Below are 16,890 nucleotides of genomic sequence, written 5' to 3' on the forward strand. Positions count from 1 at the left end.
GTAGCCGCCCCGTCAGCGGGATTTCGGGGCGTCGAGCCGCTTCTGCCACAAGACATCCGGGGTACCGCTTCGCGCGTTGAGGGTGCGCGCCAGCACGAACAAGAGGTCTGAGAGGCGGTTGAGATAGCGCGCAACAACCGGACGCAGCCGCTCTTGGGGCTCCACACGTGCCAAGCGTACCACTTCCCGTTCCGCGCGGCGGCAGACGGTGCGCGCCAAATGCGCAAGCGCGGCGGCGCGCGTGCCACCTGGCAAAATGAAATCCTTGAGCGGCGGCAGCGTTTCGTTGAGCCGATCGAGCGCTTGCTCCAATTCATCGACCCGGCTTTCGGCAAAGAGCGCCATACCCGGTAGGCACAATTCTCCGCCCAGATCGAAGAGCTCGTGTTGGAGGCGGACGATCAGCGCAGCAAGATCCTCCGGAAGGGGTTCGCAAGCCAGTAGCCCCAAAATGGCGTTGAGTTCGTCTACGGTGCCGATGGCTTCGATGCGCGGATCGTCCTTGCCGGTGCGTTCGCCCGAACCCAAGCCGGTGGTGCCGTTGTCGCCGGTTCGTGTGTAGATTTTGCTGAGGCGATGTCCCATCGCGCTTCCTTCCCGAGTGGTCTGTACGCGGCGATTGTACCGGAAAGCCGATCGCGCAGCTTGGTGAAAACGACTGGCGTTGTGCTACAATTTCCCGCTCACGCGGAGAGGTGGGTGAGTGGTTTAAACCGCACGCCTGGAGAGCGTGTTCAGGGTGATACCCTGACGCGGGTTCGAATCCCGCCCTCTCCGCCAGCGCGAACGAAAAAGGGGTTTACAACAGACGATCGCGCCAGTATAATTCGCTTTCTCTGCTGTGGGGGTATAGCTCAGTTGGTAGAGCACTTGCATGGCATGCAAGGGGTCAGCGGTTCGAATCCGCTTACCTCCACCAGAATGGTTTGAGGCAGCGTCCCTATCGTCTAGAGGCCTAGGACACCGCCCTTTCACGGCGGTAACGGGGGTTCGAATCCCCCTAGGGACGCCAAAGGTTGAACGCGGAGCGGTAGTTCAGTCGGTTAGAATACCGGCCTGTCACGCCGGGGGTCGCGGGTTCGAGTCCCGTCCGCTCCGCCAGTTTTGGGCAGCGTCCCTATCGTCTAGAGGCCTAGGACACCGCCCTTTCACGGCGGTAACGGGGGTTCGAATCCCCCTAGGGACGCCAAAGGTTAAACGCGGAGCGGTAGTTCAGTCGGTTAGAATACCGGCCTGTCACGCCGGGGGTCGCGGGTTCGAGTCCCGTCCGCTCCGCCACCCACTCAGTGTCATGCAAAGAAAAAAGCCACCGGTCGGTGGCTTTTTTCTTTTGCGAAGCGTCGCATCGACGGTCACAGCCGATCGCCGCGTGCGAAAAAGGGGCCATTGCCGCTACGCTTGCTGCATGAAGCAACGCCGCGGCTGCACTGGCCACGGCCTGCAAAAGCGCCGCGGCATACTATGGCTATGCCCGCTGAAGCGCTACGGCCGCTACGCCCGCCGCATCGATTCGAAAAACTCGGCGTTGTTCTTCGTGGCTTTGATCTTGTCGAGCAAAAATTCGGTGGCCTCGAGATCGTCCATGCCGTACAGGAGTTTGCGCAGCACCCATATTTTCGGCAGGACCGAGGGGTCCAGAAGCAGCTCTTCGCGGCGGGTGCCTGAGCGGTTCACGTTGATCGCCGGATAGACCCGTTTTTCCGCCATGCGGCGATCCAGGTGCAGTTCCATGTTGCCGGTGCCTTTGAACTCTTCGTAGATCACGTCATCCATTCGGCTGCCGGTGTCGATCAGCGCCGTGGCGATGATCGTCAGACTTCCCCCTTCTTCGATATTGCGCGCGGCACCAAAGAAGCGTTTGGGCTTTTGCAGCGCGTTGGCGTCGACCCCACCCGTGAGCACTTTTCCGGACGCCGGCACGACCGTGTTATACGCCCGCGCCAAGCGCGTCAGCGAATCGAGCAGAATTACCACGTCCTTTTTGTGTTCGGTGAGGCGTTTTGCTTTTTCGATCACCATTTCGGCTACCTGCACGTGGCGCGTTGCGGGTTCGTCGAACGTCGATGCGATCACTTCTCCGCGCACGGAACGCTGCATTTCGGTGACCTCTTCCGGGCGCTCGTCGATCAAAAGCACCATGAGCACCGCTTCGGGATGGTTCGACGCGATCGCGTGCGCGATGTGTTGCAGCATCACGGTCTTGCCGCTTTTGGGGGGCGCAACGATGAGACCGCGCTGTCCTTTGCCGATGGGGGCAATGATGTCGATCACGCGGCCGGTGAGGTTCTCTTCGCCGCGGATATCGCGTTCCAGGCGAAAGGGTTCGTTGGGGTGCAGCGGCGTGAGGTTCTCGAAGAGGATCTTGCGCTTGCAGACTTCGGGCGGATCGCCGTTGATGTGGTCGATCTTGGTTAGCGCAAAGTAGCGTTCGCTATCTTTAGGGGTGCGAATCTCCCCTTCGATCGTGTCGCCGGTATGGAGGTTATAGCGGCGGATTTGCGAAGGGGAGACATAGATGTCGTCGGGGCTTGCGAGGTACGAAGTGTCCGGCGAGCGAAGAAAACCGAAACCATCCGGGAGAATCTCTAGGACGCCACCACCGTAGATCGGTTCTCCCCGTTTGGCGCGTTGTTTGAGAATCGCAAACACCAATTCGTGCTTGCGCAAACGGTTCGCGTTTTCGATCCCGGTTTCGCTGGCCAAGGTCAACAGTTCACTGACGTGAAGCGTTTTGAGTTCGGAGAGATGCATGATGGTTCGCTATCGGATACTCAAACTGAACAGTGAGGAACCCGAACACCACGGGTCCTGAACGATCAAAAAGTGAGCGGTTGGGGGAAAGCGAAGGCTGCCCGAACGAGGGTCGAGCAGCGCGTGTAAAATTTTAGAGGTGGCTATCGATGAACGCGGTCAGTTGCGACTTGGAAAGCGCGCCCACGCGGGTTGCTTCCACGTTGCCGTTTTTGAAGAGCATGAGCGTGGGGATACCGCGCACGCCGAACTTACTGGGCGTTTCCGGATTGTCGTCGATGTTGAGCTTGCAGACTTTGAGTTTGCCTGCATACGCTTCAGCGATTTCGTCCAGGATCGGCGCGATCATTTTACAGGGACCACACCATTCTGCCCAGAAATCGAGCAGCACCGGCATTTCGGATTTGACCACTTCCTGTTCGAACGTGGCGTCGCTCACGTGATGGATGTGTTCGCTCATGAGACACTCGAATCCAATGGGGTTGAGGAGGAATAAAAAGACGTGCCCGAACGATACGTCAGCGTGCGCGCTTTGTCAATGGTTGTATGCCCTCAGAAGCATAGAACGAAGGGGTGGGATGTGGCATCATGTGCACACCGTGTTCAAACAAGGAGCGTGCCATGACCTATGTCGTCACTGAAGCCTGCATCAAATGCAAATATACCGATTGCGTCGATGTCTGCCCGGTGGATTGTTTCCGTGAAGGGCCCAATTTTTTGGTGATCGACCCGGACGAGTGCATCGACTGTTCGTTGTGTGTCCCCGAGTGCCCGGTTGAGGCGATCTACGCCGAAGACGATGTGCCCGAGGATCAGCGCGAGTTCATTGCGCTCAATGCGGAATTGGCCAAACAGTGGCCGCCGATCGTCGAGCGCCATGAGCCGCTTCCTGACGCCGACCAGTGGGCGGGTGTGAAGGAGAAAAAACATCTGTTGCAGCGATAATCGGTTTCGATTATAATGAGTTCAAACGTTTGTTTGAACCTTCTTATTTAGGAGAAGGTGATGAAAGTTCGCGAAATTTTGGCGGTCAAAGGCAACGCATTGTTTACGGTCTCCCCGGCGGCGACGCTCAAAGAGGCGGTGGCAACCATGGTGCAAGAGGATATCGGCTCCTTGGTCGTTTTCGATGGGGGGCGCCTGGTCGGTTTATTGACCTTCCGGGAAGCGCTCAAAGCGATTGCCCAAGCCGGTGCGGCCTGGGAGCAGCGCCCCGTGCGGGAGACGATGCTTGCGGCGCCGATGACCGTTTCGCCGGACACCGAAGTCGAGCCGTTGCGTGAACAGATGGTGCGCGTGCACCAGCGCTATTTCCCCGTGATGGATGGGGAGACGTTGCTGGGTGTGGTGTCGTTTCACGACGTCGCGAAAGCGGTTCTCGAAGAGCAAAGTTTCGAAAATCGAGCGCTCAAGGCGTTCATCAAAGGGATTCAAGACGAAGAAGCCTCCCGCTGACGGGGACGTTGCTTGCGATACGGACGGCAGGGCGGCTTCGGTGTGCGTCTGAAACGAGTCGTTGTACCGGAGGAGAAACCCATGGAGAAAATCTGGCTCAAAAGCTATCCGGAAGGCGTGCCTGCCGAAATCGGACCACTTCCTTATTCATCGCTGGGTGACCTGTTTGCGCAATCGGTAGCCCGCTACGCCGATCGCCCTGCCGCGGCGTGTATGGGGCAGGTGCTGACCTATCGTGAGCTGGACGAGCAGTCGCGCGCTTTTGCCGCGTACCTGCAGCAAGTGATTCAATTGCCGAAAGGGGCGCGGGTCGCCCTCATGATGCCCAACGTCCTGCAATACATGGTTGCGCTCTTTGGCGTGCTGCGCGCGGGCTATGTGGTGGTGAACGTCAACCCGCTCTATACCCCGCGGGAGCTCGAGCACCAGTTGAAAGACTCCGGCGCAGAGGCGATCGTCATCCTAGAGAACTTTGCCCATACCTTGGAAGCGGCAATTGCGCATGGTGTTCGAGTGCCCCACATCATCGTCACGTCGTTGGGGGATCTTTTCCCAGGGCTGAAAGGGGCGATCACCAACTTTGTCGTCCGGTATGTGAAAAAGATGGTCCCAGCTTGGCGCCTGCCTCAGGTAACCCGCTGGCAGGAAGCGCTGGCGGCGGGTGCCAAAACCACGTTGCAGCCGGTTGCGGTTGGCCCCGAGGACATTGCGTTTCTGCAATACACCGGTGGCACCACCGGGGTTGCGAAGGGGGCGGTGCTACTCCATCGCAATATCCTTTCGAACGTCGCGCAGGCCACCGCATGGATTCGCGAGGCGGTCAAGGAAGGGGAAGAGATCGTCATCACGGCGCTGCCGCTCTACCATATCTTTGCGCTGACCGCAAACTGCATGACCTTTACTGCGCTGGGTGGCCTCAATGTGCTGATTCCCAATCCTCGGGACATTCCGGGGTTCGTCAAAGAGCTCGGCAAGTGGCGCTTCACGGTAATGACCGGGGTCAATACGCTCTTCAACGCGCTCTTGAACCACCCCGAGTTTGCCAAACTCGATTTTTCGGCGTTCAAAGTCACACTGGGCGGGGGCATGGCGGTGCAAGAAGCCGTCGCGAAACGGTGGAAGCAGGTGACCGGCAAACCCCTTTTGGAGGCCTATGGTCTGACGGAAACTTCGCCGGCGGTGACGATCAACCCGATGACGCTTCAAGAGTACAACCACTCGATTGGCCTGCCGCTGCCCTCGACTGAGATCTCCATCCGCTCGGATGCTGGAGCCGAATTGCCCGTTGGTGCCGAAGGGGAACTCTGTGTGCGTGGTCCGCAGGTGATGAAAGAATATTGGAACCGTCCAGACGAAACGGCGAAAGTGTTTACCGAAGATGGGTTCTTGCGGACGGGTGACGTGGCCAAAATCGATGAAAACGGCTTTGTCTATCTGGTCGACCGCAAAAAGGACATGATCCTGGTCTCCGGTTTCAACGTCTATCCCAACGAGGTCGAGGACGTGATTGCGCTCCATCCGGGCGTGCTCGAAGTTGCGGTGATCGGGGTGCCGGACGAAAAGAGCGGTGAAGTGGTGAAGGCGTTCGTGGTGAAGAAAGACCCGGCGCTTACCGAAGAAGCGATCATCGCATGGTGCCGCGAGCGGCTCACGGGGTACAAAGTGCCGAAACGCGTCGAATTCCGCGATGAGCTGCCGAAGACCAACGTCGGCAAAATTCTGCGCCGCGCGCTGCGGGAGAAACGGGCAGAAAAAGTCGCCAAGGGGCAATAACGGGATGGGGGCTCGTCCCCAACTCAGCACGTGCGGTTCGGCCAAAGGGCGAAATGCGATACCAGTGGGGTTTTCCCTACTATCGCACTCGCCCTTTTTTTCTTTATCCTTCGATTGCCCAACAGTTGTTGGGATGGAAACCTTGGAGGATAGGTGATGAAGCAAAAAACCCTTTTGGCAGCGGTTGGCGCTGCATTGGCGGTTGCGGCGGTGGCACCCGCACAAGCCGGCGAAACCATGGACGCGATCAAAGCGCGCGGCGAGATCCGTTGCGGCGTGAGCGACGGGCTCCCTGGCTTTTCGTACACCGATCAAAAAGGTGTGGTCCGTGGGATCGACGCCGACTTCTGCCGTGCGCTCGCAGCCGCGGTCTTCGGTGATGCGAACAAAGTGAAATTTACGCCGCTCACTGCCAAAGAGCGGTTCACAGCGCTGCAGTCCGGTGAAATCGATGTGCTCAGTCGCAATACCACCTGGACGATGTCGCGCGACACCGGCATGGGGATGGTCTTCCCGGCTGCGGTCGTTTACTACGATGGTCAAGGCTTCTTGGTGAACAAGAAGCTGGGCGTGAAGAGCGCGAAAGAGCTCGACGGCGCTACAGTCTGCATCCAGGCAGGGACGACCACCGAACTCAACCTGGCCGACTACTTCCGCACCCACAAGATGCAATATACGCCGATCACCTACGACAAATCGGACGAATCGGCGAAAGGGCTTGAAGCGGGCCGCTGCGACGTGCTGACCTCGGACCAGTCGCAGCTCTACGCGCAGCGGATCAAGATGGCGAATCCGGACCAATACGTCGTCCTGCCGGAAGTGATCTCGAAAGAGCCGTTGGGCCCCGTGGTGCGTCCGGGTGATCACGAATGGTTCAGCACCGTGCGCTGGACCCACTACGCGATGCTCATCGCCGAAGAGCTCGGCGTGACCTCGAAGAACGTCGATGAGATGAAGAAATCGAACAACCCTGAAATCCGCCGTCTCCTTGGCGTCGACGCCGATTTCGGCAAAGCGATCGGATTGCCGCAAGACTGGGCATACCAAGTGATCAAACAAGTGGGTAACTACGGCGAATCGTTCGAGCGTAACGTCGGCAAAGGAAGCCCGCTGAAGATCGAGCGTGGCCTCAACGCGTTGTGGACGCAGGGTGGCCTGCAGTATGCGCCGCCGATTCGCTGATTGCGATCGTTTGACCCTCTTCTGAGTGCGGACCCCCTGTCGGAATGGGCAGGGGGTTCCTTTTCGTTCCAGCCGCGAGAATGGCCATGAAACCTTCACGCAGTGCGTTTCTTTCCTGGATCTACGATCCCAAAATCCGAGGAATCATCGCGCAGGTCGTCACCCTCATCGTTTTAGGGCTTTTGGTTGGTTGGCTTGCGCACAACGCGATCGTGAACCTCGCTGCGCGCGGGATCGCATCGGGTTTCGATTTCCTGAACGACCCGGCCGGATTCGGCATTCTGCAAACCCTGATCCCGTACACGGAATCGGACACCTACGCGCGGGTTTTCGTCATCGGACTGTTGAACACCTTACTGGTTTCCGCGCTGGGGATCGTCGCCGCGACGATTCTGGGCTTCATCATGGGGGTGGCGCGCCTTTCGAAAAACGCGTTGGTTTCGGCGCTGGCAACCGTCTATATCGAAACCTTTCGCAACATCCCTCCGCTTTTGCAGATTTTCTTCTGGTATTTCGCAGTGTTGCAAGCGATGCCGTCTCCACGGCAGAGCTTGGGATGGTTCGATGCCGTTTTCCTCAATATTCGCGGTCTCTATCTGCCGCGCCCCATACCTACAGAAGCGGTCACCGCGTTTGTCGTTGCGGTGGTGCTGGCGTTCGTCCTCTGGTGGGTGATCGCACGCTGGGCCAAACGCCGTCAGGACGAGACGGGACAACCGTTCCCGGTTTTTTGGACCGGACTGGGGTTGGTGGTGCTCCTGCCGTACCTGGCTAGCCTCATCTTCGGTTCGCCGTTTACCTGGGAAGTCCCGCGCCTGCGTGGCTTCAACTTCGTGGGCGGCTGGGTAATGATCCCTGAGCTCGTGGCGTTGTGGGTGGCGTTGTCGATCTATACCTCCGCATTCATCGCGGAGATCGTGCGCGCAGGGATCTTGGCGGTGCCGCACGGGCAAACGGAAGCGGCGATGGCGCTGGGGCTGACGTCGCAGCAGCGGTTGCGGTTGGTAATCCTGCCGCAAGCGATGCGGGTGATCATTCCGCCGCTTACCAGCCAATACCTCAATTTGACGAAAAACTCGTCGCTGGCAGCAGCGATCGGCTACCCGGACATCGTCGGGCTATTTGCCGGTACGGTACTCAACCAGACCGGGCAGGCGATCGAAACCATCGCGATGGCGATGGCGGTCTATTTGACGATCAGCATCACGATTTCGCTGTTCATGAACTGGTACAACAAGCGCATGGCGCTGGTGGAGCGATAAGGAGCGACTGGGCTTATGACACACGAAACCGCATCCTCGCTGCAACCACCCAAAGTGATCTTTTCTCCCATCGGGTGGATGCGCGAACACCTCTTTTCCAGCGTCTGGAACTCAATCCTCACCCTGATCACCCTCTATATCCTATGGTTGCTGGTGCCGCCGGTGATCGAATGGGCGTTCCTCAAAGCCTCCTGGGTGGGGACATCCCGAGACGATTGCACACCTGGCGGCGCGTGCTGGGTCTTCATCGCGCAGCGCTGGTCGCAGTTCATGTACGGGTTCTACCCAGAGGCGTTGCGTTGGCGCGTCGACCTTGCCGGGATCTTGGCCGTGCTCTGGGGTGGGCCGCTCCTTTTCCAGCGCTTTCCTTGGAAAAAGCTGTTTGGCTTCTCATTCCTGATTGGGTACCCGCTGATTGCCTGGTGGCTGCTCTACGGCGGTGACCTTTTCGGCATGACTACGGTTCCCACCGATCAGTGGGGCGGCTTGATGCTGACCCTGGTGATCGCCGCTGTGGGGATCGCAGGCGCGATGCCGTTGGGCATTCTCTTTGCGTTGGGGCGGCGCTCCGAGCTGCCCGTGATCAAAGCGGTGTCGATCGCGTTCATCGAGTTTTGGCGCGGGGTACCGCTCATTTCGGTGCTCTTCATGTCCTCGGTGATGCTGCCGCTCTTCCTGCCGGAGGGGATGAACTTCGACAAACTGGTGCGTGCGCTCATCGCGGTGGTGCTCTTTCAGGCTGCCTACATCGCCGAAGTGGTGCGCGGCGGTTTGCAGGCCATTCCGAAAGGGCAGTATGAAGCGGCGCAGGCGCTGGGACTCAACTACTGGCAGATGATGGGGTTGATCATCCTGCCCCAGGCGCTCAAATTGGTGATCCCAGGAATCGTAAACACCTTCATCGCGCTCTTCAAAGATACCAGTCTGGTGATCATCATCGGCCTTTCCGACTTCTTCATGATCATTCACCGCGCCACTGTCGATCCGGCCTGGCTTGGCTTCGCCACGGAAGGGTACGTCTTCGCCGCAGCGGTCTACTGGATTTTCTGCTTCGGCATGTCGCGCTATTCGATTGCGCTGGAAAAACGGCTCAATACCGACCATCGTCGGTAATGGACGCAAGAGGAGAGTTCCAGATGAACGAAACGGCAACCGCCACTACGACGCCCAACCGGATCGCTTCGCACAAAACCGCGGAGGCGATGATCGTCATGGAGCACGTGAACAAGTGGTACGGTGACTTCCACGTGCTCAAAGACATCAACCTCACCGTTGCCCGCGGGGAACGGATCGTGCTCTGCGGCCCTTCCGGTTCGGGAAAATCGACCACCATTCGCTGCATCAACCGGCTGGAAGCGCACCAAAGCGGACGCATCGTCGTCGATGGCATCGAGCTTTCGGACGACGTGCGCCAAATCGAAGCCATCCGCAAAGAGGTGGGGATGGTGTTCCAGCACTTCAACCTTTTTCCCCACCTCACCGTGTTGGAAAACTGCACCCTGGCCCCCATTTGGGTGAAAAAGATGCCCAAAAAAGAGGCGGAAGCCATTGCGATGCACTTCTTGGAACGGGTGCGCATTCCCGATCAAGCGAACAAATATCCCGGTCAACTCTCAGGGGGGCAACAGCAGCGGGTTGCGATTGCCAGGGCGCTGTGCATGAAGCCGAAGGTGATGCTCTTTGACGAGCCCACCTCTGCGCTCGACCCTGAGATGGTGAAAGAGGTGCTCGACACCATGATCGAACTCGCGGAAGAGGGAATGACGATGCTGTGCGTCACCCACGAAATGGGCTTTGCGCGCACGGTGGCTGACCGGGTGATCTTCATGGACAAGGGCGAAATCGTCGAAGAAGCGCCGCCCGAAGTCTTCTTCACCAATCCGCAAAACGAACGGACCAAGCAGTTCCTGGGCCAGATCCTCAACCACTGATCCCCTCGAGCGCCACAAGCTTGTGGCGCTTGCCTTCTGTGAAGACGCGCCTACACTGTCCGCTATGGACAAAGGGCGCGATCGTTACTTGGTTGCCTACGACATTTGCGACCCTCGCCGGTTGGCCCGTGTCCACCGTTACCTCAATGGCTACAAGGTGGGCGGGCAAAAATCGGTCTATGAGGTGTGGGCAACGCCTGCAGAAATTGCCACGATCATTACCACCTTGCGCAAACTGATCGACGCAGAGGTCGATCGCGTGCATCTTTTTCGCCTTGACCCCCGGATGTCGATGCATGCCTACGGCATCCCAGTCGAGAGTTTTCCCAGCTACTTCGTGGTGGCATAAGGAGCAGAAGCATGAGTAGCCTCATCGTCGATCGCCGCGGCGTGCATTTGGCATTGGACGGCAATGCCATCGTCATCCGTGAAGACGAAGAACGGTTGGCAACCATCCCCATACAGCCGCTTTCCCGCGTTTTTCTCAAAGGGGATGTATCCGTCTCCGCAAACCTTCTGGGCAAATTGGGCGAGGCAGGCGTGGGGGTGATCATCCTAGCGGGAAGAAGGGGGAAACCCGCGTTGATGTTGGCGCGACCCCACAATGACGCGCGAAGACGCGTCGCGCAAATCCTCAAAGCGTTCGACGAACCCTTTGCGCTCGAATTTTCCCGAGCGCTTGTCCACCGAAAGTGTGAGGGGCAGCGCTACTTTTTGTTGGAACTGCGTCAGCGGTACCCAGGCGTGCGCCTGGAACTTACCCATGCCATCCGGCAAATCGAAAAAGCGGCAGTGGATGCACAAAGTGCCCAATCTATTGCCGCATTACGGGGCATCGAAGGGCACGCTGCGCGGTACTACTTTTCCGGGCTCAAAGCGGTTGTGCCGGATAGCTGGGGGTTTCATGGGCGGAACCGAAGACCACCGCGGGATCCGTTCAATGCGCTGCTCTCCCTCACCTATACCCTGATGCATGCCGAAATTGCTCTGTCTCTATTTGGTGCGGGGTTCGACCCATTCGTTGGGTTTTACCATGCGCTGTCGTTTGGCCGCGAATCGCTCGCTTCGGATCTACTGGAGCCCTTGCGCGTGGTTTGTGACCGCTTCTGTCTCGAGTTGATCCGGAACGAAACCGTTCGCAAAGAACATTTCAGCCAGACCGAAAGCGGGTGCCTTCTGGGTAAGGCGGGGCGGCAACATTTTTACGGTGCGTATGAACACGCTGGCAACGACTTGCGTTCAGCTATTGAGCAAGAGGTAGAATGGCTTTCCGATTGGCTCAAAGCCGCCGAAGAACCTTTGGCTGCAGCAGAGGAAGCTTGGGAGGCATTTGCTTCAGCAAGCGACAGTTCGGTAGCTTCAGACCCGCTCGAGTGAGTGGTTCACGATGGCAACTTTTCTGATCTGCTACGATATCACGGACCCCAAGCGGCTGGCACGGACGCACCGCTATTTCACACGCGTGGCTACCCCCATCCAGTACTCCGTCTTTATTTACCAAGGCGATGAACGGAGTTTGCGTAGAATCATGGAACGCGCCGTTTGCCTGATCAACCCCAAAAAAGATGATCTGCGGTGCTACCCATTACCCGCGGGAGGATGGCGTAAGCGAATCGGTCGGGCCGTGTTGCCGGAAGGGATCCATCTCAGTGTACTGCCACCAGATCTCTGAAGTACAATTAATTTTGTTTGCTCCTTGACAATTTGGTTTATCCAATGTCGCACAACCAACTGTACAAAACACACGTAGTCAAAGTGGTTAATTTTTTGGGAACAGTGGTTGTAACCCATTGTTCCAAAAAGCAGAAAAATGTGGATGCTGTTGGAATCATGCCCTGATTGAGAAGGGATTAAGACCCGCTCTCCAGGGCGAAGGTAATACTGCGTCTCTGGTTGGAATCATGCCCTGATTGAGAAGGGATTAAGACACAAGGACGGGAAGAAACTGGTGCGCTTGTTCTGCGTTGGAATCATGCCCTGATTGAGAAGGGATTAAGACGGTTCCATCCTCACTCAAACCACCGATACGCGCAGTGTTGGAATCATGCCCTGATTGAGAAGGGATTAAGACGTCAATCCCTTTCCATTCCTCATGTTTTTCCATGTTGGAATCATGCCCTGATTGAGAAGGGATTAAGACGGCCGTTGCCTTGCGGATGACGTCCACAGATGCAGGGTTGGAATCATGCCCTGATTGAGAAGGGATTAAGACAGCGCGCTAACGGGAATTATCACGCAAACCTCGTGGTTGGAATCATGCCCTGATTGAGAAGGGATTAAGACGCGATTCGACAAAGCATGTGCGTGCGTTTTCAAGTTGGAATCATGCCCTAATTGAGAAGGGATTAATTTGATTGTGTCAAAAAAACGCTATACTTTTTTTTCCGATTTGATTTCTGAAGGGACATTCCGATGACCCTCGCCGGCGAACTCGAATCCTACCTCACCCGGATTGCCAAGGTGCTGGGACACGCCGATCGTCATGCGGGGTTCAAGGACTACTGCCGCGGGCTCCTTTTGCCGATTGCGCGCAAAAGCATCGAACCGATTGCCGCGCAGATCGACCCCGAGCGGGTTCAAGCCAAGCATCAGGCGCTACACCACTTCGTGGCGAAATCTCCGTGGTCGGACGAAGCGGTATTGCGCAAAGTGCGCGAAATCGTCTCTCCGTACCTGCACTTGATGAGGCGTGCTACTGGATCGTCGATGAGACTGGGATCCCCAAACAGGGTCGCCACTCGGTGGGCGTTGCCCGGCAATACTGCGGGCAAGTGGGCAAGACCGAGAACTGCCAGGTTGCCGTGTCGCTCTCTGTGGCAAGCGAGAAAGGAAGCCTACCGATTGCTTTTCGTCTTTACCTGCCGGAATCGTGGGCCAATGACCCTGAGCGACGCAAAAAGGCGGGGGTACCGGAAACGGTGACCTTTGCCACGAAGCCTGAGATTGCGCTTGCACAAATTGCGGATGCGCTTTCAGCAGGCGTTACCCCTGGGGTGGTGCTTGCCGATGCAGCCTATGGTGACAGCACGGCGTTTCGCGACCGACTCACCGAGTGGGGTCTTCGCTACGCGGTGGCGGTGCGGGAAGCGACCACCGTCTGGCCACCTGGGGTAGAACCCTTACAACCGGAACCGTACACAGGACGGGGGCGGCCGGCCAGAAACCTGCGTCGTAGCCCCGGGCACGAACCGGTATCGGTCAAGCGGCTTGCCGAGAGCCTACCGCAGAGCGCCTACCGGACGGTCACCTGGCGCGAAGGCAGCAATGGGGTGTTGCGCTCACGCTTTGCGGCGGTGCGGGTACGAGCCGTGCACCGCGACTATTGGCGCGCTACCCTTCGCGAACCCGAGTGGCTGCTCATCGAATGGCCGGAAACGGAAAGCGAACCGAGTCACTACTTTCTGAGCACCCTTCCTCAGAGCTACTCATTGACGCAGCTGGTTCATACCGTCAAGATGCGCTGGCGCATCGAGCGCGATTACCGCGAACTCAAACAGGAAGTGGGGCTTGGCCACTACGAAGGGCGCAACTGGCGTGGGTTTCACCACCACGCCACGCTCACGATCGCCGCCTACGGCTTTTTGCTCCTGCAACGACTCAAAGGCTGGGATAAAAAAAACGGTCTTTTCCCACAAGCGCCTGCCTTACCCCACTGGTACGTCCCCCGGGGAAGCCCCAAGAGCACAACGCCACGTACCCGACTCGATCGCAACGATTCGTCATCGGATCACCCAAGCCATCGCCCGAGGACTCCTGCGATGTCCGTGCTGTGGGAGAACGTGTAGGTAGGAGGTGTGAGAGTGAAAGGTTTTTGTGACACAGTCAAATTAAGAGGGTGATGAAGAAAAATTTTTTGACACAGTCAAACTAAATTGAGGGCATAAAACAAAAAAACACCTGTTTGAACAGGTGTTTTTTTGTTTGGCTGTTTTTTTGTTATGTTTCGTTCGAAATTGCGCCAGGGCATTTCTTCTGTATTGCTACCTGTTGAAGCGCTTCGTACTCACCTCTGAGTCTAGCATATTCAGTTTCTTGTTCTTTGGTTCCACCCAGAGCAAACAATGCTGGCCAAAAAAGAATCAGTCCCACGCCTGTGAGAATTTTGTCGTTTTGCGCTGCTTCGTCCAAACGCCCAGCTAGCTGTAAAGCTCGGTTTTGTACGCGCTGCATTTCTGCCGTGATCTGTTCACAGTCGAATTGTTGATATTGTAGCGGTGAAACCTTTTGCCCATACGTGATAGCGCTTGTTGATACCACAAGCTTGTGCTAGCTGGCTGTGAACAGGCATGAAGAGGGTTGATGCTTTCTTTTTGCTTTTCTTTTGAACGAGGAGGAAGAATGGAGTTGTGCCTTTATTGGGAATGTGGCTTGTTCGGGAATTACGAATGCGCAAGCGTCAGGTGGTATTTTCCTAGACCAAAGGTGGCTTCTTTACCCACATGAACCCACTGCCCCAAATGAAGGAAAGGAGCAAAAGGGGTGAGGTCGCCCATGAGTTTCCATGTGCCCACTACGCCGCCTAGCGCCATGTGTTTTTTCTGTCGGGTGGAGTAGCGCGTCCAATCGTGCCAGCGTAATTGGGTTTCGCTGGTGATGAGGTTCGCTTGGTTTGCTAGTGCTTTGAGGTCGAGCACGAATGGTTCGTTTCCGTGGTAGGCGTTGAGCAGAGCAATGCGACGAATTAAAGCGGTAAGGAGTTTGCGTGCGGTGTGCTCTTCCCGAGTAGCTCGTCGACCGTTGGTCTGCAATCGCAGCGGTGTGTGAAACTGCAACGTGACCGTCCCGCGCAGATCGGGTGTTTTCGGAATGGCGGGATCATGCGGTTTGAGAGCCTTGCCCGGTGCTTCGAGCACGATGGTTTCGGTTTCGCCCATATGGATGGCTCGCAAAAGTTCCGCCGTACCGTCACCGCTGCCAACGCCGCGCCGGAACGCTTTGACATAGGCCCACAGGATGAGAGAGAGATGTTCCAGTGCGCGACCAACGAGTACGATATGAAAGGAGAAGCGTTCGCCCGGTATATAACTGCGTTTGCCCATTTGCGGAGGCTCGATCACGTAGGGGCGTGGCACGTGTGTGAAATTCTGCAAAAAGGATGCGCGGCGCTGATGCGGGCGCGTCTCGAAGATCGCTGCATAAGGGCAGGTATCGAGCAGCGGGCAGTTGTCACATACAGGTAAGCGCGTCATGCAGCAGATTGCGCGCAGTGCGCTCCCCCATGCGCCGCGAAGCGTGGAGCCAGCGTAGGCTGGCAGGTGCAAGTCCTTCGTGACTTCGAACTCGAGGCGGTAGCGCGCCACGGGAAGGGCGATGTCTGGAGCGTTCATGGGGTGTTGGTCAGTCGATTCAAGGTTGCTTCAAGCTCACGCGCAAGTTGCTGCGGGTTGCGCAAAAGCTGGGCGTGGCGGGCGTGGCTTGGCGGTGTGCCATGGGCACAGGAATTGCGCACATTTTTGAGCAGCCAAAAAGCTTCCCGTTTCCAATCAGGGTGCAAACCGTCCCGTGCTTGTTCTTGAAACCGTTCGTCGGCAGCTTTTCGCTGTGCGAAGTCAAGAGGGTCACCATCAGCGGTTTCCACTTCACGGGCAAGGAACGCTTCTAACCCAAAGATGCTGGCTCTTAGGGTGTCGCCGCGCTTCAGACTCTGAAGGGCAAGTCGGCGTAATTTTTCCGAAAGGGTGCTTTCTTGACTCCAGCGCAGCGCTTTAAGTAGGCGTGCCCGGAAAAGTTCTGATGCGCCCGAAAGCGGCTCGCCAAGCTGCTTTAGCACAGGTTGTAGGCTTTTGGCCGCATCATTGACGTTAGTGACCATGAGCAATTGCCACGCACGTTCGAGCGCATCCGCTGCCGTGCGGGGGAAGCCATCTTGGACCAGCAGCGGCGCGAAGCGGGAGAAGTCGCCGCTGGCTTCATAGGCTTCGAATGCCTCGGCCCATTCTTGTAGGTGTGCCAGCCCGTCGAGTGTGACCACGGGTGTGACGCCATTGTGCGTCATGTCGAGGGCGCCGTAGTAGAGTCCGTGCACGGTAACGCTGCGCGCGTGGACAAGATAGCGGGCTGCGGCAAAGCCCAACATCGCCAAGTGGCGAAAACCGTGGGTAAGGTCCAGCACGACGCACTCACCTTGATGGAGATGATCGGCCAGCCGGGTAAGGACTTCCTGCTGTTCTGCGAAAGTGGCACAGGACGGAATGAGCAGACTGGCAACGGGTCGTCCGAGCTGTGCCGCCATCGAAGGCGCAACGTCATCGAGTAGGGACTGGGTGACGCGACTTTCCTTCACGGCATCGAACAGTTCCAGACGGAGTTCATCCGCGGCGTGGTCACCTGCGACGTTTTCCACCAGCAGGTCCCACATGCTCGATTCGGTGCCCAGCAGGATGACGCGCTCGGCTGCAAGATGCTCGGCCAGTGCCAGGCCTAAGTAGGCGGTTTCGTGAATGGTGCCGTCCGGCATGCGGTAGCGGGCAGTGCGGTATCCGGTTTTGCTGTCGAGTTGGCTTTTGCCGAGAAAGGAGATCAGGGTGGTCATGATT

15 protein-coding genes, 6 tRNA genes, 1 pseudogene and 1 CRISPR repeat array are annotated in these 16,890 nt (G+C 57.4%); of the genes and pseudogenes, 17 read left to right on the plus strand and 5 right to left on the minus strand.

From position 1 onward, the window contains the following. Positions 1 to 12 precede the first annotated feature (12 nt). The gene (locus HPTL_RS03605; RefSeq protein WP_119334756.1) at positions 13 to 585 is read right to left on the minus strand and encodes a cob(I)yrinic acid a,c-diamide adenosyltransferase; all 573 of its coding nucleotides are present in this window, start codon (positions 583 to 585) and stop codon (positions 13 to 15) included. Positions 586 to 689: 104 nt separating this feature from the next. Between HPTL_RS03605 and HPTL_RS03610 the strand changes: the two genes are divergently transcribed. The 6 genes from HPTL_RS03610 (at position 690) to HPTL_RS03635 (ending at position 1,278) form a co-directional block, all read left to right on the plus strand. Then, positions 690 to 780, plus strand: a tRNA-Ser gene (locus HPTL_RS03610). Between the two features lie 63 nt (positions 781 to 843). Then, a tRNA-Ala gene (locus tag HPTL_RS03615) sits at positions 844 to 919 on the plus strand. Positions 920 to 936: 17 nt separating this feature from the next. Then, positions 937 to 1,012, plus strand: a tRNA-Glu gene (locus HPTL_RS03620). 12 nt (positions 1,013 to 1,024) lie between these two features. After that, positions 1,025 to 1,101 (plus strand) — tRNA-Asp (locus HPTL_RS03625). 12 nt (positions 1,102 to 1,113) lie between these two features. Continuing rightward, positions 1,114 to 1,189, plus strand: a tRNA-Glu gene (locus HPTL_RS03630). A 12-nt stretch (positions 1,190 to 1,201) separates the two neighbouring features. After that, positions 1,202 to 1,278: transfer RNA gene (locus tag HPTL_RS03635), tRNA-Asp, on the plus strand. A gap of 213 nt (positions 1,279 to 1,491) precedes the next feature. Here the strand turns inward: HPTL_RS03635 and rho are convergent. Together rho and trxA are read right to left on the minus strand one after the other, a co-directional pair. Then, on the minus strand, positions 1,492 to 2,751 hold the full coding sequence (gene rho / locus HPTL_RS03640) for a transcription termination factor Rho (protein ID WP_119334757.1): 1,260 nt from the start codon (positions 2,749 to 2,751) through the stop codon (positions 1,492 to 1,494). A 133-nt stretch (positions 2,752 to 2,884) separates the two neighbouring features. Beyond that, positions 2,885 to 3,211: a thioredoxin TrxA gene (gene trxA / locus HPTL_RS03645; protein WP_119334758.1), complete on the minus strand. Its 327-nt coding sequence runs from the start codon at positions 3,209 to 3,211 to the stop codon at positions 2,885 to 2,887. 161 nt (positions 3,212 to 3,372) lie between these two features. On the opposite strand from trxA, the gene fdxA reads away from it, so the two are divergent. The 11 genes and pseudogenes from fdxA to HPTL_RS03700 all read left to right on the plus strand — a co-directional run bounded on the left by fdxA (position 3,373) and on the right by HPTL_RS03700 (position 14,139). Then, a complete protein-coding gene (gene fdxA, locus HPTL_RS03650) occupies positions 3,373 to 3,696 on the plus strand; it encodes a ferredoxin FdxA (RefSeq protein ID WP_119334759.1) in 324 nt (107 codons plus the stop codon). 60 nt (positions 3,697 to 3,756) lie between these two features. Next, a complete protein-coding gene (locus tag HPTL_RS03655; RefSeq protein ID WP_119334760.1) occupies positions 3,757 to 4,206 on the plus strand; it encodes a CBS domain-containing protein in 450 nt (149 codons plus the stop codon). A gap of 81 nt (positions 4,207 to 4,287) precedes the next feature. Continuing rightward, positions 4,288 to 5,979, plus strand: a complete 1,692-nt coding sequence (locus tag HPTL_RS03660) for a long-chain-fatty-acid--CoA ligase (RefSeq protein WP_119334761.1) — start codon at positions 4,288 to 4,290, stop codon at positions 5,977 to 5,979. A gap of 156 nt (positions 5,980 to 6,135) precedes the next feature. Beyond that, positions 6,136 to 7,161, plus strand: coding sequence for an amino acid ABC transporter substrate-binding protein (locus HPTL_RS03665; RefSeq protein WP_119334762.1), 1,026 nt, complete (start codon positions 6,136 to 6,138; stop codon positions 7,159 to 7,161). A gap of 86 nt (positions 7,162 to 7,247) precedes the next feature. Further along, a complete protein-coding gene (locus HPTL_RS03670) occupies positions 7,248 to 8,423 on the plus strand; it encodes an amino acid ABC transporter permease (RefSeq protein ID WP_119334763.1) in 1,176 nt (391 codons plus the stop codon). Between the two features lie 15 nt (positions 8,424 to 8,438). Further along, on the plus strand, positions 8,439 to 9,536 hold the full coding sequence (locus HPTL_RS03675; protein WP_119334764.1) for an amino acid ABC transporter permease: 1,098 nt from the start codon (positions 8,439 to 8,441) through the stop codon (positions 9,534 to 9,536). Positions 9,537 to 9,625: 89 nt separating this feature from the next. Next, complete coding sequence (locus tag HPTL_RS03680; RefSeq protein WP_119336059.1) at positions 9,626 to 10,354, plus strand: amino acid ABC transporter ATP-binding protein; 729 nt, start codon at positions 9,626 to 9,628, stop codon at positions 10,352 to 10,354. A gap of 64 nt (positions 10,355 to 10,418) precedes the next feature. Beyond that, positions 10,419 to 10,703, plus strand: coding sequence for a CRISPR-associated endonuclease Cas2 (cas2, locus tag HPTL_RS03685; protein ID WP_119334765.1), 285 nt, complete (start codon positions 10,419 to 10,421; stop codon positions 10,701 to 10,703). An 11-nt stretch (positions 10,704 to 10,714) separates the two neighbouring features. Next, positions 10,715 to 11,731, plus strand: coding sequence for a CRISPR-associated endonuclease Cas1 (gene cas1 / locus HPTL_RS03690; RefSeq protein ID WP_119334766.1), 1,017 nt, complete (start codon positions 10,715 to 10,717; stop codon positions 11,729 to 11,731). Between the two features lie 10 nt (positions 11,732 to 11,741). Then, a complete protein-coding gene (cas2, locus tag HPTL_RS03695; protein ID WP_119334767.1) occupies positions 11,742 to 12,026 on the plus strand; it encodes a CRISPR-associated endonuclease Cas2 in 285 nt (94 codons plus the stop codon). A 149-nt stretch (positions 12,027 to 12,175) separates the two neighbouring features. Then, positions 12,176 to 12,706: a CRISPR direct-repeat array (repeat unit 36 nt; unit sequence GTTGGAATCATGCCCTGATTGAGAAGGGATTAAGAC). A 60-nt stretch (positions 12,707 to 12,766) separates the two neighbouring features. Then, positions 12,767 to 14,139: pseudogene (locus HPTL_RS03700) on the plus strand (IS701 family transposase). Positions 14,140 to 14,733: 594 nt separating this feature from the next. Here HPTL_RS03700 and cas6 read toward each other — a convergent pair. Beyond that, positions 14,734 to 15,681, minus strand: coding sequence for a CRISPR system precrRNA processing endoribonuclease RAMP protein Cas6 (gene cas6 / locus HPTL_RS03705; RefSeq protein ID WP_119334768.1), 948 nt, complete (start codon positions 15,679 to 15,681; stop codon positions 14,734 to 14,736). After that, positions 15,678 to 16,886: a TIGR02221 family CRISPR-associated protein gene (gene csx2 / locus HPTL_RS03710; RefSeq protein WP_119334769.1), complete on the minus strand. Its 1,209-nt coding sequence runs from the start codon at positions 16,884 to 16,886 to the stop codon at positions 15,678 to 15,680. Before csx2 ends, cas6 begins: the two co-directional genes overlap by 4 nt. Positions 16,887 to 16,890 lie beyond the last annotated feature (4 nt).

It is taken from the genome of Hydrogenophilus thermoluteolus (assembly GCF_003574215.1).
In the GTDB taxonomy this organism is placed as follows: Bacteria; Pseudomonadota; Gammaproteobacteria; order Burkholderiales; family Rhodocyclaceae; genus Hydrogenophilus; species Hydrogenophilus thermoluteolus.

Coding starts and splice junctions, on each gene's coding strand:
- trxA (WP_119334758.1), bottom strand. CDS start 3,211: ATGAGCGAACACATCCATCACGTGAGCGACGCCACGTTCGAACAGGAA.
- cas1 (WP_119334766.1), top strand. CDS start 10,715: ATGAGTAGCCTCATCGTCGATCGCCGCGGCGTGCATTTGGCATTGGAC.
- HPTL_RS03605 (WP_119334756.1), bottom strand. CDS start 585: ATGGGACATCGCCTCAGCAAAATCTACACACGAACCGGCGACAACGGC.
- cas2 (WP_119334767.1), top strand. CDS start 11,742: ATGGCAACTTTTCTGATCTGCTACGATATCACGGACCCCAAGCGGCTG.
- cas6 (WP_119334768.1), bottom strand. CDS start 15,681: ATGAACGCTCCAGACATCGCCCTTCCCGTGGCGCGCTACCGCCTCGAG.
- csx2 (WP_119334769.1), bottom strand. CDS start 16,886: ATGACCACCCTGATCTCCTTTCTCGGCAAAAGCCAACTCGACAGCAAA.
- HPTL_RS03675 (WP_119334764.1), top strand. CDS start 8,439: ATGACACACGAAACCGCATCCTCGCTGCAACCACCCAAAGTGATCTTT.
- HPTL_RS03655 (WP_119334760.1), top strand. CDS start 3,757: ATGAAAGTTCGCGAAATTTTGGCGGTCAAAGGCAACGCATTGTTTACG.
- HPTL_RS03665 (WP_119334762.1), top strand. CDS start 6,136: ATGAAGCAAAAAACCCTTTTGGCAGCGGTTGGCGCTGCATTGGCGGTT.
- rho (WP_119334757.1), bottom strand. CDS start 2,751: ATGCATCTCTCCGAACTCAAAACGCTTCACGTCAGTGAACTGTTGACC.
- HPTL_RS03670 (WP_119334763.1), top strand. CDS start 7,248: ATGAAACCTTCACGCAGTGCGTTTCTTTCCTGGATCTACGATCCCAAA.
- cas2 (WP_119334765.1), top strand. CDS start 10,419: ATGGACAAAGGGCGCGATCGTTACTTGGTTGCCTACGACATTTGCGAC.
- HPTL_RS03660 (WP_119334761.1), top strand. CDS start 4,288: ATGGAGAAAATCTGGCTCAAAAGCTATCCGGAAGGCGTGCCTGCCGAA.
- fdxA (WP_119334759.1), top strand. CDS start 3,373: ATGACCTATGTCGTCACTGAAGCCTGCATCAAATGCAAATATACCGAT.
- HPTL_RS03680 (WP_119336059.1), top strand. CDS start 9,626: ATGATCGTCATGGAGCACGTGAACAAGTGGTACGGTGACTTCCACGTG.